Genomic DNA, 16,518 nt, shown 5'->3' with positions numbered 1-16,518 from the left:
TCAGCGGAATGATTTCCTGCAGAAACAGTCAACGATGCTGGTGCGTGAAAACCAATGATCGAGGGAGCCGTAAAGTTCTATCTTGGGTTCCTGTTCCCATATGGGGAATACTATGTTACCGGGCCTCCCACTTCCCCGGAAAACCGTTTCTGTGGAGAAGATGGAAAATCCCACAGTGTGGGAATGGCATCCACCATGGATATCAGCATCCTGAAAGAACTGTTTGGGTACTACCTGAAAATATGTAACATCCTGGGCATAGAGGGAGAGACAGCGGATGTAAAACGGGTACTTTCAAAACTGCCGCCATTTAAGACGGGAAGCTTTGGACAGATCCGGGAATGGTTCCTGGATTATCCGGAAACAGAGATCCATCACCGTCATGTATCTCATTTATATGGCCTTTATCCCGGAAACCTGATTACAGAAAACACCCCGGAGCTTCTGGAAGCCTGCCGGGTGGCACTGGAAAGGCGCGGAGACGAGGGAACCGGATGGTGCATGGCATGGAAGGCCTGCCTCTGGGCCAGACTCAGGGACGGGGAACATGCACTGGGGCTTTTGAAAAACCAGCTCCGTTATACCAGGGAGGAAAACATTTCCTGTGTGGGAGGCGGCATTTATCTCAACATGCTGTGTGCACACCCTCCATTCCAGATTGATGGGAACTTTGGCTTTGCAGCTGCAGTTGCAGAGATGCTTATCCAGAGCAGGAAAGGGCATATCCTGTTACTTCCGGCACTTCCGGCTGAGTGGAAAGACGGAAATGTCCGGGGAATGAAGGTACAGAGTGACATCACAGTTGATTTTGAATGGAGAGGTGGCAGGATACACAGGGTTCGCCTCTGTTCTTCCCATGAGCAGAAAGTAACGTTGGAATGTAATGGAATTTCAAAAACAATATTTTTAAGACCCGATGGGACAGAGGACATGATTTTTGATTGGTCTGTCCTGAGGGCCTGGAAATCATAGACAGCCGTATCATGTAAAACGCACATGGTACGGCTGTTTTTATAACCTAATAGGACCTGATGATCATAAAATTTAAACGATTTCGGGGGTGTTTTTATCTGAGATAATTTTTTTAAAAATATTTGCAACCTTTTTAGGGATTCGCACGTCTAATAAGTAGGAGCACATAAATGAAGCTTCTATAGTATACTCCGGATGACTGGTCTGAGATAGGAGAATTGGAACTATGATGAATGAGGTTTTGATACGAAAAGCGAAGAAAGGCGACAAGGATGCTTTTTGCAGGCTCATGGATGAAAATGTACAGAGTATGTACAAGATTGCAGCAGCATATCTGAAAAATGATGAAGATGTTGCAGATGCAATACAAGATACGATCCTTTCCTGCTATGAAAATCTAAGAAGTCTAAGAAAGAACAGATACTTTAAAACATGGCTAATACGCATCCTGATCAATAAATGTAAAGACGTCATACAAAAGAATAAACTGGTTACTTTTATGGATCAAATTCCAGAAACACCTTTTCATGAAGAATATGAGACAATAGAATGCTTACAGGCATTAGAACCATTGGATAGTAAATATCGTTTGGTTGTTATTCTGTACTACATGGAGGAATTTAATATCCGGGAAATCAGTAATATCCTGGATTTGCCAGAAAACACAGTGAAATCCCGCCTTCATCGTGGAAGAAAAAAAATCGCAGATATATATGGATATAAAATTAAGGAGGAACGTGCCTAATGATGATTCTAAATAATAATGAGAAAGATTTCCAGAAAAAAATGCAAAAGGATACAGAGATTCCGGCGATTGTACATGAACATATCAATCAGGCATATCATTTGATTGAGAATAATACGGTTACTCAGAAAAAAGCACCAAGGGATCCATTCCACTGGATGAAAATCGGAGGCAGGGTAGCAGGAGGTATGGCAGCGGTACTGGCGGTTGGATTTATATTCTGTGCAACCAATCCAGTAATGGCAAAGAATATCCCGGTTGTAGGAGGGCTTTTTGAAATCTTGCAGGATAATGTAAGTTTCTTTGGCGATTTTTCAGATTATGCAACAACCTTGGAATCCGTTGATGGAACAACGGCAGATGGCAGTGAAGCAGATGGGGACAAGACAGGTAATGCCACTAGTGAGAATGCTTACATTAAAACAGCAGATGGGCTGACAATTACATGTTCTGAGGTATATGCCAACAGCCAGGCAGTCTATATAACTATGCAGTTTAAGAGTGATAAGCCATTTCCAGAAACGTCAACTAGGGCGGAAAGTGGAACACCGGTCATTGATCTGGATATGACTGGCGGTGTGGACTTTGATTCAGAAGCTAGTCCGGTGATCGACGGTCATGTGGAAGGACAGTTTCTGGATGACAACACCTATGCATGCATTTTCCGTTATGATCTTGCTCAGGCGGCAAAAGACTATACGGAATATAATGAGAAATACAATGAAATGACACAGCAGGTAATGGATGAGATGGGAATAACTCAGGCGGACTTAGATGATCAGACGGATGAAGGTTATGCACTGCTGGAAGAGTTTATCAATAAAGTATCTGAGCGTGGTGGAGCATATCAGAAATATATTAAAGATATTGAGATTCCGGATACTTTTAATCTGCATCTGGATATCACGAAGGTAAGAGGGCTGGAAGCAGACTATGAGTGGTCAGAAGCGGATGATGAAAACTATGGAAGGGATGCCGGCTACTACAAATATGAAGGTGACTGGAGTTTCGATATCCCGATTACAGTAGATGATTCCCGGACAGAAGTATTGGAACTCAATGATACAAACGATGCTGGTATCGGACTCAAATCCGTAATTCGTTCTCCGTATGAACTGACGGTAAATGAACTTTATAAGGAAGGATCCAACAGTGACTGTTTCATGGTAGCTCTTGATGCCAACGGAAACACACTCCCATACAATGAGTCTTCTGCAAACTGTAATAACTTCGTAATTCAGGACAGGGATATTTCAACAGTAGATATTTACTTCCTGGATTATATCCAGTATATGGATGAACTGAAAGGTCAGCAGAATTTTGATAATCCTACGAAAGAAGATGGACAGAAATGGAAAAAACTTCTGGAGGAAAATGCGAAGTACCATAAGACATTACATTTTGACAGTGACAATGCAAAAAACTAATTGATTCAAAGAAAGATAAGCAGGACATGAGACAAAAAGAAGTGATGGGGCAATCAATGAGAACTACAAAATCGGCAAGACCAGGTTCAGTTGTTTATGTGCCGATGGATAAATCGGAATTCAGATCCATTATATTTTCAGAAAAGAAGAAAAATAAAATCAAGAAAATCGTAATATTGATGATATTGATGATTTTTGTTATAGGCTGTTGTATGTATGCAGGTATCTCTTATTATTACTCATATCACTTCTTTTATGGGACAACCATCAATGGCATTGACAGTTCAAATAAGACAGCTTATGAGGTTGAGCAGGAGATTGCTGGGAAAAAGGATAACTATACTATTCAGGTAAGGGCAAGAATGCAGGACCCGCAGGCCATTACAGGAAAAGATATTGATTATAAATACGTATCCAGCGGTGCGGTTCTCCAGCTGTTGAAAACTCAGAAATCATGGGAATGGATCGGCAGTCTTTTTGAAACAAAAAACTATATGGTTCAAGAAGAGACTTTTTTCAGCCGGGAGAAACTGGAAGAACAGGTAAATTCATTAAATTGTGCGAAAAAAGAGAATCAGATAGCACCGGAAAATGCGTATGTAAGTTTTGTTAACTCAGAATTCACTATTGTGCCAGAAACGGAAGGCAACGAATTAAATACCAAAGAAGCTTATCAGATGATATGCAGGGCAATCGATAACGATGCGGCAGAGGTAGATCTGGAAAGTGATCCAAAGGCTTATAAGAAAGCAGATGTGACGAAAGAAAGTTCAGAACTTCAGAATATGGTAAATACATATAAGAACCTGACAAAAGCAAATATCACATATACATTTGGAGACGAAACGGTAACACTTGATGGGAATACCATCAAAAACTGGCTGCAGTTTGACGAGAAAGGGCAGCTGCTCCAGAATGATGAAGCCTTCCGGCAGCATGTAGTGGATTATGTGGCACAGCTTGCAGCAGATCATGATACAGTTGGCACTGAAAGGCAATTCCAGGCTACAAGCGGAAGGACGGTGTATGTATATGGCTCAGCCTATGGATGGAAGATTGATCAGGACAAGGAAGTAGCACAACTCATGCAGGAAATTCAGTCAGGAACCCAGACAACCAGGGAACCGGTATATTCTATGAGGGCAAATGCACACGGGATTAATGATCTCGGAGATACATATATAGAGGTAGATCTCACAGAGCAGTATATGTGGTATTATCAGAATGGAAATATTATTTTCCAATCAGAAATCGTATCCGGACTGCCAAGCGATCCGGATAGAAAAACACCCCCTGGAATATTCACACTGAATTCAAAGAGCAGTCCGTCCGTGCTGCGAGGTGAAATGACAGCAAATGGAACCTATTCTTATGAACAGCCGGTAACGTACTGGATGCCATTCAATGGAGGAATTGGCTTTCATGATGCAGACTGGCAGCCGTACTTTGGTGGTGACAGATATCTTACAGGTGGTTCTCATGGATGCATCAATCTTCCACCAGAAAATGCCGGACAGCTTTATAGTCTTATTCAGTATGATGTCCCGATAATTTGTTTTTACTAATTCTATATTCAAGATGTACAGGACAGGAGTTAAGTTGTAATGCAGCTGGCTCCTGTCCTTCATTGTCAACAGTATCAGATTGGCGCATGATCACCATTTCGGTAATCCAGAACAAAGCAGGCATGATGTGGAAGTGGCAGAGCGATTGGTAAAAGCTAGCAATCTCTTCCTTTCACAAAGAGTGAAGAAGAGAAGGCACATTAATGGGATTGACGTATCAATACTGGAACCATATAATGGGTACAAAGAAAAATTTATTTATGGAAATAAACACATTGACAGAGCATGCAAAAGTACTGTGATTAAAGTTTAAAAAGAATCCTTATGAACATCATAAGTAATGCTGTCAAGTATAATAAAGAAAAAGAGATACTGCTCAGCTATTATGAAACACAGGAAGATGATGTATCAATTGAAGGCATGAGAATCCTTTTGGCAGAAGACAATGAATTGAACATGGAAATTGCGGAATTCCTTCTGACAAATGCAGGAGCAGAAATAATAAGGGCTTCAAACGGCAAGGAGGCTGTTGAAGCATTTGCAAAATCAGGTGTTGGTGAGATCAATGTAATTCTGATGGATATTATGATGCCAGTTATGGATGGCCTGGAAGCTACAAGAGAAATACGCACAATGAACAGAAGTGATGCATCTGCTGTTGTGATTATAGCTATGACCGCCAATGCTTTTACAGAAGATAAGACTAAAGCACTAAAGTCTGGAATGGACGATTATCTTACCAAACCACTGGAGTCAGAAAAACTGATTCGTGCCTTAAGTAGATATAAACACAATTAACAGTAACGTTCTTATTAGCTTGATTCAGCCATAGAAACAGGGTGTGGTACGAAATATTATGCGTAAATTTATAAAATGGAACAGTAATTCAGACAAAGAGGGGCATATCAATTGGACAATGATATGCTCCTCTGCCGATGTTTGTTAACTGATGCATTTTGTTTATATATTCCCTTATTTTGTACATGGACTCTTTTATATGGAAGGTGTATAGTGAATGAAAACTATATGATAAAAATTATGGAGGCATAAGATCATGGCTGACTTGATAAATTTTGTTACGCTGTTGAATGGAAAATTTGATAATAAGGATCAATTTGAAAAAATAAGTAAGACAAATCCACAGTATCCATATGCAAAGCATATCAATACAATATGTAATTCCAGAATTGCAAATCTCCCAAATGGTTTCGAAGGCGTATTTATGATTGAAGAGAGCTATTATTCTGTACAGGGAACTACCCGATCTTCTTCACATTTGTTTCTTTTCATGGAAGAAAGCGATTCAATAAAACTTATTTCTTATGAGATACCGGAAGGATATGATAAAAAGAATTTTACTTACAAAACCTTCAAAGGTGCTGACTATGATCAGCTAAAGTGTTCTGCAAAATTTAATCCTGCATTTTTCAGAAAATCAGGTGATACATGGGAAGGCGGAAGTGTAAGTATGTTTTCTCCCGTATTGAAATTTTCTCTTCATGAAAAGTTCACTGAAAATCAATTGGAAGTGTCAGAGTCCATGGAAGTAAATGGGAAAAAAACTTTTGGTTATGATGAGCCGATTATTTACAAACGAATAAAATAGAACATTGACAGGGGATGCTCTGCTAAAAAGATTGATTTATTAAGAAGAGCAGAATTCCTAAAGAAAGAGGAATACGTATGAACATTGTTTTTTCATCTGATAAGAAAGAATATAATACTATTAAAAAAGGTACTGAAATACTGCTGGCTGAAAATGACGGTTTCAACCAAAACATAGAATTGTTTGTTAAATTTCAGGACAGACCAGAAATATTGATCAATAAAAGAAAAAACCAGATTCATATCATCTGTCGGGAAATATCTCATTATTACCGCGCACTTAATTATGCCATACATCATATGAAAGAGGATGAATTTCAATATCAGGAGCATGTCTGTTTTGAAAGAAACAGTCTTATGCTGGATTGTTCCAGAAATGCTGTATTTACAGTTGAAAAGGTGAAATTCCTGATCAAGACACTGGCAAAACTTGGAATGAATGTACTCATGCTTTATACAGAAGATACCTATGAAGTAGAGGGGCAGCCTTATTTTGGGGCTTATCGAGGAAAATACACCAAGGACGAAATAAAAGAGCTGGATGCTTACGCTTCCATGTTTGGGGTAGAGCTTGTTCCGTGTATTCAGACCCTGGCTCACCTGCACAATGCGCTGAAGTGGGCGGGAATGGATAAGATTCGTGATTCTGCGGACATTCTCCAGCCTGAAAAAGAGGAAACTTATCAGTTTATTGAAAAGCTGCTCAGCTCAGTAAAAGAGAATTTTTCTACCAACAGGGTACATCTTGGAATGGATGAGGCTGTCATGCTGGGACTTGGAAATTATCTAAAAGAAAATGGATATAAAAAAGGGTCACTGATAATCAGGGAACATTGTAACAGGGTCGTAGATATTTGCAGAAAATTAGAATTAAAGCCTATGATATGGAGTGACATGTACATTACAGCAAATTCTACAGGCGGATACTATGATCTGCCCGAAAACACGGACTGCTCCAAATGGGAAAAACCGAAAAAAGATCTAGGATTAGTATATTGGGACTATTATCATGATGATACCAGAACCTATGAAAAAATGCTGGATATCCATGCGCAGCTTTCGGATAACGTTATTTTTGCAGGAGGATCTTGGATTTGGAACGGAATTTCCCCCAATTATTCTAAGACCTATGCGTGTACCAAAGCAGCGCTTTCTACTTGTAAAAAATACAATATAAAAGAGGTTCTCTGTACAGCATGGATGGATAATGGTGCAGAAACCCCGGTGGATGCTTTGCTTCCGGGACTTGTACTTTTTGCACACCTTGATTTTCACGGAGACTATGACGAAACAATCCTTAAGCAGGAGTTCAGGAACTGCACAGGCGGAGAATTTGATGATTTTATGGCACTTGACAATTTTGATTCCTTATTCTTAAATACGAAAGAGAATAAAGAGGCTCAAAATCCTTCAAAATATCTGTTATACCAGGATCCAATGTTAGGCATTTTTGATTATCATGTGAAAGAATCAGGTGTCAATACAAAATCTTACTACCAAAACATACAGAAATGTATGAAGGAATGTGCAAAAAAAACAGGAAAATATCAGCTTTTATTCTCATTTTATGAAAAACTGGCGGCGGTATTAGCTGATAAAGCCGATTTGGGCATGTGTATAAAATCAGCATATGACAGATCGGACAGAGCAGCGTTGAAAGATATCAGTCAGAATGTTATTCCTGGAATCATCTGCAATCTGACAGATATGAAATCATCAAGAGAAAAAATCTGGATGAACGATGCAAAGCCATTTGGTTATGAGATTCTGGATATAAAAATCGGTGGCGTAATTACAAGACTTAAAAGTACAGGATACCGGATTGACAATTATCTGAATGGAAATGTGCTTCGTCTGGAAGAGCTGGAAGAGGAAAGACTTCCCTATTTTACCAAAGGAATGGACAAGCGGGAGAATTTATGGAATCGCATCATCAGTGGATGTGATTTGAATGACACGATCTGATAAAGGTAAATGAAAGGAATCAGGCTACGTATGAAAATTCTAGTGATTTTAATAATTTTTGTATTTGCATTGTCTCTCTTTCGAATGATTCTGGAATGGAGTAAAAATAATAATAAATGTTCTCACCAGCGTTATAAACGATCAGAAAATAACGGTTTATACAGGAAATCAAAACTATTCTCATAGAATGGTTTTGGTTTCCTTTTTTGCTGTTACAAATCAGTTACAACTGCAATATAGAATTTAATGTATAATTAACCTGTGAAAAGATAGTTATAAAAACATGTGAGGTAATAATTATGAAGGCAAGAATTCTTGTGATAGAAGACGAAATGTCAATCAATGACCTGCTATGTATGAATTTGGAGATTGCAGGGTATGAAACAGTAGGATATCTGGATGGAAATGAGGCATATGAAGCAATTATTCAAGATCATGCGTTTCAGTGTGCACTTGTAGATATCATGCTTCCCGGAAGAGACGGATATAGCCTGTTACCGAAACTGAAGCAGTATGAAATCCCCGTAATATTTCTTACCGCAAAGGGAGATATCGCGAGCAAGATAAAGGGATTAAAAGACGGTGCAGAAGATTATATTGTAAAACCATTTGAAATGCTGGAAGTGATGGTCCGTCTTGAAAAGGTACTGGAACGTAATGGCACTGTACAAGAACAGATTCAAATTGGTGATGTTATCATTGATACGTCTAGTCGTACTGTTACAAAAATGGGCATGGAAATCTATTTAAAGCCAATGGAATATAACTGCCTCATGGTGTTCGCCAAAAATCCGAATAAAGCACTGACCAGGAATCAGATTCTGCAGGAACTGTGGAATGAAGAGTTCTGCGGAGAAACAAGAACTGTGGATGCACATGTGGGTCGTATCAGGAAAAAGCTTGGCTGGCAGGATAAGATTAAAACAATTCCCAGAATCGGTTACAGACTTGAGGTGGATTTATGAAACTCTTAATAAAGATTTTTTCTCAGACTACATGTATCATTCTGTTGGTATCGTTAGGGATCTTTCTTTATACCACTTATTGTTGGAAAAATCAGAGTATACAGAATATCAACAGTTATGAAAGCAGTATATTTAGAACAAATATCTTACAGTTTGAAAATAAAACAAGCCGTTCCGACGATCAGAAACAGAATACCGACAACGAAATGCGCCCCCAAATAGTTACTTATGCTTTTCGGCAGGTTTTTCATGACAGCGCGGTTTTATATCTTGATGGAAAAATGACCTATAATGGAACTGTTTATGAATTCGATGTAAAAAAGTTAAGAGAATTATGTGCAAGTAAGGCAAACATGGTGGATCATGGCAGCAACAGTGATGGTCATGGCCCTATGATCAGTCAGATAAATGGAAGGACACTTTTGTTATTTTACTATGGCAATGTAAATATGGGATATCAGATTGTTACTTATAAAGATATAACAGATGTAATAGAAAAAAGTCATCTGCTGTTTTTTCAGACGGGTGGATTTACTTTATCTTTGATCGTGGTGATGGGAATTATCCTTTATTTGAGCCTTAGAAAAATCACAGCACCGCTTACAGGCCTAAGAGAAGCTACGCTTCTTGTTTCTGAAGGTATTTATGATTTTAAAGTACCGTCAGAGGGAAATACAGAACTTGCGCAGATAGGTGCAACCTTTAATTTTATGACAGGTAAAATAAAAGAACAAATTGAAAGTCTTTCTAACATAAACCGGACACAAAAACAGCTTATTGGAAGTCTGGCTCATGAGCTGAAGACCCCAATGACTGCAATCATAGGCTATGCAGATACATTGCTTACTGTGCGCCTAACCCCGGAAAGGCAGGAGAAGGCTCTGATTTATATTGAAAATGAATGTCGCAGGCTGTCAAGACTTTCTATGAAAATGCTGGAATTAACTGGACTCTACGAAGCTTCGGAAGACTCATTCAATCCAGCTGAAATACAGGTGGATAACTTCCTGAAAGAAGTAAAAGAACTTATTGATTGCAGGCTTCAAGAAAAAAACATCTCTCTTGATGTATTTTGTGAACAAAAAGAATTGGTAAAGAAGTTTGATCAGGACTTAATGATAAGTGTAGTGACAAATCTAATTGATAATGCAGTCAAAGCTTCCAGGAAAGAATCTAAAATTGTGCTTGAGGCAACCCCAGACCATCTGATGGTTCAGGATTTTGGAAAGGGAATACCGAAAGAGGATCTGGAAATGGTGACGGAACCATTTTATATGGTAGACAAATCTCGTTCCAGGGCAAAAGGAAGTGTAGGGCTCGGTCTTTCTTTATGTCAGAAAATTATAGAACTGCACGATTTCCAACTGAAGATTGAAAGCAATCCGGGAAAAGGAACTACCGTCTCTGTTTTCTGGTAATCACACTAACGTTTACATATCAGTTACAAATCGCGAAAGATTTGGTGTAATGCTCGATGATATACTTATAACAACCTTAGAAAGGAGATATTACCAGAAATGAGAAAAAACATAAAAAAGTTTGCAGGAATAGTGCTTTGTATTGGAATGTTTACAGGATGCGCACAGACCCCGGATTCTTCTTTGGTAAAGCCGAAGGGGAGCAAGGCTGTAGATGCTTATACGGAAGCGGATGATGTTAGCGGTTCTAAAGGAGAAGCATCTGAAAGCAAGAACGATGACGGTTCAGAGTCAAAGACAACCATCAGGAATCTCATTGATGCTCCTCAAAATTATAAAAGCCATGTGGAAGATGACAGTGCCAAGCTCGTGGTAAATACAGATGCAAGCGTAGAAATTCCGGAAGTGGAAAAGATATCTGCTATTTCTGTCACTGCGGCAGAAGTTACCCAGGAGCTTCTCGACCGTATTACAAACGCATTCTTCTCAGAGGCAAAACTTTATACCCTGGATAGTTATTATGTGAAGACAAAGGATGAAATTAAAAAAACTCTGGATGAACTAAAGGAAGACGTTGCTAACGGAAACCTGGATCCGTATAACTATGGAACAGACGATGATGGGAATTATGTCTATGATATCTATGAAGATATTGAGACATGGGAACAGGAATACGAAACTGCTCCGGAAAAGAAAACCCTGACAGAGGCAAAACCTGTTGCCGGAAATTATTTCAGTTGTATTGCACAAATGTCAGACGATTCACAATACTACTATATGATATCTTCCGATGGCTCCGATACCTTGTCAGTCAAGATCAAGAAAGCAGCAAACAAGGGCGGGGAAAAAATACCGGAGGATGCAATGTGGTGTGATTACGGATATTCTGAAGAGGAAGAAAAACCCACAGAAGAATCTATCGGGCTGTCCCTGGATGAAGCAAAAAAACTTGTAAAGGAAAAAGTTGAAAAAATGGGCATCACAGATTTACAGTTTTCTAACTGGAATTACGCGGTGTGCAAAAGTTTTGAAGGCGATAATAGTTCAGGTAATTTTGGAAATGGATATAGAATTGATTATGCACGTACCATAAATGGTGTGCCGGTAACTCAGACAATTGCAGACGGTGGGGCATTGGAAGATATGGACAGCACGATGGAAACATGGTCTTATGAAAGTCTCTGTTTCTATGTCGATAAAGATGGCATAGAAAGCATGACTTATTCAAATCCCTACACAATTGGTAACATAAAGACAGAGAATTTAAATCTTCTTTCATTCAGCGAGATTATGAAAATTTATGAAAAAATGATGGTGGTAACAAACGCTGATAATATGCAATATGAAAATTCCAGAGTCTATAATATTGATCGGATCGTTCTTGGCTATGCCAGAATATATGAGCCGTCTACTGACGCACACACAGGTATTTTGATCCCCGTCTGGGATTTTTTCGGCAGCATGACTTCAGAAAGTGAATATAACGGAGAAACAGAATCAAATACCAGTAAAGATCCAAATGAAAGTTTCCTCACCATTAATGCCGTGGATGGCAGTATCATAGACCGGAATCTGGGTTACTGACATGAGACAGGTATTTGGAATTGTAAGGTACAATTTCTTCGGATTTTTACGCAATCCCAAAGTTATTTTTATATTTCTGTTAGAATTTGTACTTAGTTTCCTGCTTACAGGCAGAATCATGGTTGTAATGGAGACCTACGATACACCGGTACAGGCCATTGAACCATTTATCTGGACATTTGGGGATGGGATAGCAGTACTGTCCAGTTCGCTGCTCTTGCTTCTTATGTTTTCTGACCTGCCGAAGATGACACCTATTACTCCATACCAGCTGACCCGGACAACCAAGAGAAAATGGCTTTTAGGTCAATTCATTTATGTTATTCTTGTAACTGTTTTATATACGGTTTTGATGCTGCTGTTTACGGCCGTGCTGTGTATGAAAAAGAGTTATCCAGGTAACCTGTGGAGCGAAACTGCGGCCATGCTTGGTTATTCAGAATTAGGAAAAAACCTACAGGTCCCTTCTACAGTAAGGGTCATGGAAAGTATCTCACCCTATGGCTGTATGCTGCAGGTTTTCTTCCTTCTGTTTTGTTATTCGCTGACCTTAAGCTTTGTAATCCTTGTAGGAAATCTCTATAAAGGGAAGACTAAGGGGATGATTTTTGGCCTTCTTTACAGTGTCTTTGGTTTTTTATTGGACCCGAAAGTACTGGCTGCAATTTTACATAAAGAAAAATACGAAATGTATCAGGTAAATGTATTAATCTGCTGGATCAGTCCTCTGAACCAGGCAGTATACGGAAAACATAACTTGGGTTATGATCCATTGCTCCCGAAAATCTCGCATTCCTATATGTTTTTTCTGGGTATTTTAGTTCTTCTTGCAGTTCTTGCAATTAACCGGATGAAAAAATATACCTTTGAATTTCTTGGAGAAAAGACATGATCGGAAGGGGGAAAACCTATGTGGGGTGAAACAAAACGTATGTTTTTTAATAAGAATTTTCTGGCAGCATGGCTGATAGCCTGCATCTCCATCGCCATTGGACAGACTTATCCCAGCTTAAAAAAAGCACTGACATGTGGTACTTTTATCAGTATACTGGAAGGTTCCTTAAAAAGTCAGGCAGTATCTTTTGCCATTCCGGTAGCAGCCGTATTGCCATGGAGTGATTCCATTCTGCAAGAATATAAAAGTGGATTTTTAAAGGAGATACTTCCCAGAACGACTCGCAGACAGTATATCGAAGGTAAAGTTTTTTCCATTATGGTATCTGGTTTTATGGTCTGGACGTTATCTATACTAACGGTACTTTTTATCAATTTTATTGTGTTCTATCCGCTGGAGATAAAGGGTGCTATTCAGAAAGAAGCACTTCTGAACTTACTCATGAAGGCATTTCGGACAGGACTTATCGGAAGTATCATAAGTACTTTCGGTGGAAGCTGCGGGATTTTATGGGATTCTGCTTACATGGCATATGGAATCCCTTTTGTAAGCTTTTATTTCGGAATTATCCTTCATGACCGCTATTTTAAGAATCAGATATGGTTTTATCCAGTAGAATGGATACTGGCTGATGAAAATTGGGGACCGGACAAAATAGGAGTTTGGCTATTTCTACTGTTGTTTTTATTAGTAATGCTGGGAATTCTGGGAGGTGTTTTATATGGAAGATTGGAAGAAATCTGAAGGGATATTTAGTTTGGCCTGTGATCCGCAAAGAGCAAGTGGAATGATGCAGAACACCTGCGTAAAAATAGAACACGTGACCAAACGTTTCGGTGAAGACATCGTGTTACAGGAAGTAAATCTTTCCTTGAAAACAGGGAACGTCTATGGGATTGTTGGAAATAACGGTTCCGGAAAGACCGTCCTTATGAAATGCATCTGTGGGTTTCTTCCTGTAACTACGGGCACTATTTTTGTATTTGGAAAAAAAATAGGCCATGATGTGGATTTTCCTGAGAGTCTTGGAGTTATTATCGAGACTCCCGGTTTTCTTACACAATATACGGGCTTTAAAAATCTGGAGATCCTGGCAGACATGAATGGCCGGATTTCGAAGGCCGATATCCGCATAGTCTTAAAAAGGGTAGGATTGGATCCGGACATGAAGAAACCAGTCGGAAAATATTCCCTTGGAATGCGTCAACGCCTTGGTATTGCACAGGCCATTATGGAAGATCCTCTGTTTTTGATCCTGGATGAGCCGTTTAATGGACTGGATAAACATGGCGTGGAAGAAATAAGAGAACTGCTGTTGGATTTAAAAGCAGCAGGAAAAACCATTTTGCTGGCAAGCCATAATGAAGAGGACATCAGAATCTTATGTGACCACGTATATGAAATGGATGGAGGAATCTTAAGAGAAAGGACTGCCTGATAATGAGAAATTTATTTGTAAAAACGGCATTAGTATTGTGTACGACAATAATATTTCTTCCAGCTACCGTTTTTGCCACAGAGCCTCAAAACACGGAGATTACATCTGCTGAAGAAGGATTTACGGACTCAGATCCGTCCGTATCTTATGAGAATGATAACTCGTTAACCCTTGATAAAAAAGAGGATGATTCTACGAGTACCGAACCTCCGGCAGAGGATGAAAAGACTCCTGATAAAGCTGATACCGATAAAGAAAATCCGAATCCGGATATTTTTACATCAGGAGATGACTTTGGTGATGGTTCTAAATCGAATCCTTTTCATGTTGTAATAGACAGTGATAATCCGGAAGACGGTGACGCCCCGCAGATAACAGATCCGGTTATAGACAACGGGTATTCGGGCGGTGGGGGAGGAGGTAATTCAACATCAGACTCATCAAGTGAAAAAATATTACATAAACCGCAGGTATTATTAGAAGACAGCAATCTTTCAGGTGGACGATTGGAGGCTGGTTCTACAACAGAAATGTCGCTGACATTTCGAAATAAAAGCTGCAGTCAAAATGTATTTGGTTTAAAAATTTCCCTTTCTACAGAGAACAAAGGAATTGAATTTGAGAAAAACTCTTTTTATGTACAAGTCCTGGCTCCTGGTGAAGCAATTACTTTGGAACAGATGATTACTATAACAGAAAACTGTGATCCTGGCCAGGCTGTCATTACTTTTTCTCTGGATTATGAAGATTCGAAAGCAACGGCAACTACCGGTACAGAATTACTGTCTTTTCAGATCATCCAACCGGTTCGTGTTAAGCTGGAAGCTTCAGATATTCCATCTGTTTTATACACTATGGATACAGTAGAGATCCCGGTAAAAGCAATGAATCTCGGAAGAGACAAAATATACAATGCAAGTGTCAGCTTAAAGGCTGATGAATTAAGCTCAAACGATACTGCATTCTTAGGGACCATAGAGGCCGGAGATTTATCCCAAGGAAGTCTTCGCATATATGTAAAAGGAAAAACAGGAAAATGTGCAGGACAATTAATTCTTACGTATGAGGATGCAGATGGCAAATCATATGAGGAAGAAATAAAATTTGATTCTGAAATCAAAGAAACCCAGATAAAGTCTTTAAAGGTTGAAGATGACCAGGAGAAAACCAATAACTGGTGGTATTCCATAGCTGCAGTTGTTGCAGTACTGCTTATTTCCATAATCCTGATTCTGGTCAGAAAGCTTCATAAGAAAAATATTCTTCTCGAAGAAGTGAGAAAGGCGGATTCTCATTGAAAAGAAAAAAAATAGACAGCTTTACCTTATTTGTCATACTTCTGCTGGCATTGATACTTACATTATTAGGGATGCTGCTGGCAGGCATGAAAGAAGAAAAACGGCAATTTACTGTGTTGCTCCCACTTGGAGATCTGGCTTATGATGAAGATTTTTTGCAGAAAGCGAAGAAGATAAAAGGTATAAAAGAAATCTGGCCAGTCATAGAAGTCCCGGTTGTCATCAAAATTGAAGATTATACGGAAACAACGACTTTTTCAGGAATTGATATGAATGCGTTTGGAAAAAATCCAACTCAGAATGAACTGGGGAAGCTGCCGTTGTTATTGCTGGGAAATGGTTCCCTACGGGATATGAAAGACTATAATAATCATGCCATTTCAAAAAAACAACAGGAAAAATTTTTAGAGATGGGTGAAAACCTGAATATTTTTTATTCCCTGGATGAAAAAGAGAAGGATACTTCCAAAGCCATGGATGATCTTACCACTTTATCCGGCAATTCCGCAAGAGAACCGCAAACCTCATATATGCCCTGTAAAGCCGCTGTAGTAACAGAAGGCAACGAAATCTACATACCCATTTCCCAGGCACAGGATCTCTGCAGAGAAATAGGAGAGCCTTCTGAAATCAGTAAAGTA

At 39.2% G+C, this 16,518-nt stretch carries 16 protein-coding genes; all 16 read left to right on the top strand.

The window, feature by feature from the left end:
* The first annotated feature begins 54 nt into the window (after positions 1-54).
* Entirely contained in the window at positions 55-972 is a 918-nt protein-coding gene (locus HFM85_RS16380; RefSeq protein ID WP_243873915.1) for a glycosyl hydrolase family 95 catalytic domain-containing protein, read from the top strand.
* Between the two features lie 229 nt (positions 973-1,201).
* Positions 1,202-1,717: a sigma-70 family RNA polymerase sigma factor gene (locus HFM85_RS15695; protein ID WP_173739160.1), complete on the top strand. Its 516-nt coding sequence runs from the start codon at positions 1,202-1,204 to the stop codon at positions 1,715-1,717.
* Positions 1,717-3,144 carry a DUF4179 domain-containing protein gene (locus tag HFM85_RS15690; protein WP_173739157.1) on the top strand — a complete coding sequence of 476 codons (1,428 nt, stop codon included), beginning with the start codon at positions 1,717-1,719 and terminating at the stop codon, positions 3,142-3,144. The genes HFM85_RS15695 and HFM85_RS15690 overlap by 1 nt, the downstream gene beginning before the upstream one ends.
* A 212-nt stretch (positions 3,145-3,356) precedes the next feature.
* On the top strand, positions 3,357-4,709 hold the full coding sequence (locus tag HFM85_RS15685) for a L,D-transpeptidase family protein (protein WP_243873914.1): 1,353 nt from the start codon (positions 3,357-3,359) through the stop codon (positions 4,707-4,709).
* A gap of 127 nt (positions 4,710-4,836) precedes the next feature.
* The gene (locus HFM85_RS15680) at positions 4,837-5,022 is read left to right on the top strand and encodes a hypothetical protein (protein ID WP_173739155.1); all 186 of its coding nucleotides are present in this window, start codon (positions 4,837-4,839) and stop codon (positions 5,020-5,022) included.
* Between the two features lie 11 nt (positions 5,023-5,033).
* Positions 5,034-5,507 (top strand): response regulator, encoded by a 474-nt coding sequence (locus HFM85_RS15675; protein ID WP_173739154.1) that lies wholly within the window; start codon positions 5,034-5,036, stop codon positions 5,505-5,507.
* A 256-nt stretch (positions 5,508-5,763) separates the two neighbouring features.
* The gene (locus tag HFM85_RS15670) at positions 5,764-6,315 is read left to right on the top strand and encodes a hypothetical protein (RefSeq protein ID WP_173739153.1); all 552 of its coding nucleotides are present in this window, start codon (positions 5,764-5,766) and stop codon (positions 6,313-6,315) included.
* Between the two features lie 77 nt (positions 6,316-6,392).
* On the top strand, positions 6,393-8,279 hold the full coding sequence (locus tag HFM85_RS15665; protein WP_173739152.1) for a beta-N-acetylhexosaminidase: 1,887 nt from the start codon (positions 6,393-6,395) through the stop codon (positions 8,277-8,279).
* Between the two features lie 299 nt (positions 8,280-8,578).
* The gene (locus tag HFM85_RS15660) at positions 8,579-9,244 is read left to right on the top strand and encodes a response regulator transcription factor (RefSeq protein ID WP_059085761.1); all 666 of its coding nucleotides are present in this window, start codon (positions 8,579-8,581) and stop codon (positions 9,242-9,244) included.
* Positions 9,241-10,662 carry a sensor histidine kinase gene (locus HFM85_RS15655; RefSeq protein ID WP_173739151.1) on the top strand — a complete coding sequence of 474 codons (1,422 nt, stop codon included), beginning with the start codon at positions 9,241-9,243 and terminating at the stop codon, positions 10,660-10,662. The genes HFM85_RS15660 and HFM85_RS15655 overlap by 4 nt, the downstream gene beginning before the upstream one ends.
* A gap of 99 nt (positions 10,663-10,761) precedes the next feature.
* Positions 10,762-12,246 (top strand): DUF6034 family protein, encoded by a 1,485-nt coding sequence (locus tag HFM85_RS15650; RefSeq protein WP_173739150.1) that lies wholly within the window; start codon positions 10,762-10,764, stop codon positions 12,244-12,246.
* Between the two features lies 1 nt (position 12,247).
* Positions 12,248-13,138 (top strand): hypothetical protein, encoded by an 891-nt coding sequence (locus HFM85_RS15645; protein WP_173739149.1) that lies wholly within the window; start codon positions 12,248-12,250, stop codon positions 13,136-13,138.
* An 18-nt stretch (positions 13,139-13,156) separates the two neighbouring features.
* Positions 13,157-13,885: an ABC transporter permease gene (locus tag HFM85_RS15640; protein WP_243873913.1), complete on the top strand. Its 729-nt coding sequence runs from the start codon at positions 13,157-13,159 to the stop codon at positions 13,883-13,885.
* 43 nt (positions 13,886-13,928) lie between these two features.
* Complete coding sequence (locus HFM85_RS15635; RefSeq protein ID WP_044925097.1) at positions 13,929-14,579, top strand: ATP-binding cassette domain-containing protein; 651 nt, start codon at positions 13,929-13,931, stop codon at positions 14,577-14,579.
* A gap of 2 nt (positions 14,580-14,581) precedes the next feature.
* A complete protein-coding gene (locus HFM85_RS15630) occupies positions 14,582-15,877 on the top strand; it encodes a COG1361 family protein (protein WP_173739148.1) in 1,296 nt (431 codons plus the stop codon).
* A partial coding sequence (locus HFM85_RS15625; protein ID WP_243873912.1) for a hypothetical protein occupies positions 15,874-16,518 on the top strand: 645 nt, incomplete at its 3' end. The genes HFM85_RS15630 and HFM85_RS15625, both read left to right, overlap by 4 nt.

Origin of the sequence: Blautia schinkii (assembly GCF_013304825.1) — a bacterium.
In the GTDB taxonomy this organism is placed as follows: Bacteria; Bacillota; Clostridia; order Lachnospirales; family Lachnospiraceae; genus Blautia_A; species Blautia_A schinkii_B.
The sequence above is the reverse complement of the archived record's forward strand: the minus strand, read 5'-3'. Positions and strand labels throughout refer to the sequence as shown.

Excerpts from the sequence above, each read along its gene's own strand:
- HFM85_RS15630 (WP_173739148.1), top strand. The coding sequence starts at position 14,582 with ATGAGAAATTTATTTGTAAAAACGGCATTAGTATTGTGTACGACAATA.
- HFM85_RS15645 (WP_173739149.1), top strand. The coding sequence starts at position 12,248 with ATGAGACAGGTATTTGGAATTGTAAGGTACAATTTCTTCGGATTTTTA.
- HFM85_RS15655 (WP_173739151.1), top strand. The coding sequence starts at position 9,241 with ATGAAACTCTTAATAAAGATTTTTTCTCAGACTACATGTATCATTCTG.
- HFM85_RS15675 (WP_173739154.1), top strand. The coding sequence starts at position 5,034 with ATGAACATCATAAGTAATGCTGTCAAGTATAATAAAGAAAAAGAGATA.
- HFM85_RS15635 (WP_044925097.1), top strand. The coding sequence starts at position 13,929 with ATGATGCAGAACACCTGCGTAAAAATAGAACACGTGACCAAACGTTTC.
- HFM85_RS15660 (WP_059085761.1), top strand. The coding sequence starts at position 8,579 with ATGAAGGCAAGAATTCTTGTGATAGAAGACGAAATGTCAATCAATGAC.
- HFM85_RS15690 (WP_173739157.1), top strand. The coding sequence starts at position 1,717 with ATGATGATTCTAAATAATAATGAGAAAGATTTCCAGAAAAAAATGCAA.
- HFM85_RS15685 (WP_243873914.1), top strand. The coding sequence starts at position 3,357 with ATGTATGCAGGTATCTCTTATTATTACTCATATCACTTCTTTTATGGG.
- HFM85_RS16380 (WP_243873915.1), top strand. The coding sequence starts at position 55 with ATGATCGAGGGAGCCGTAAAGTTCTATCTTGGGTTCCTGTTCCCATAT.
- HFM85_RS15650 (WP_173739150.1), top strand. The coding sequence starts at position 10,762 with ATGAGAAAAAACATAAAAAAGTTTGCAGGAATAGTGCTTTGTATTGGA.
- HFM85_RS15670 (WP_173739153.1), top strand. The coding sequence starts at position 5,764 with ATGGCTGACTTGATAAATTTTGTTACGCTGTTGAATGGAAAATTTGAT.
- HFM85_RS15640 (WP_243873913.1), top strand. The coding sequence starts at position 13,157 with ATGTGGGGTGAAACAAAACGTATGTTTTTTAATAAGAATTTTCTGGCA.
- HFM85_RS15695 (WP_173739160.1), top strand. The coding sequence starts at position 1,202 with ATGAATGAGGTTTTGATACGAAAAGCGAAGAAAGGCGACAAGGATGCT.
- HFM85_RS15665 (WP_173739152.1), top strand. The coding sequence starts at position 6,393 with ATGAACATTGTTTTTTCATCTGATAAGAAAGAATATAATACTATTAAA.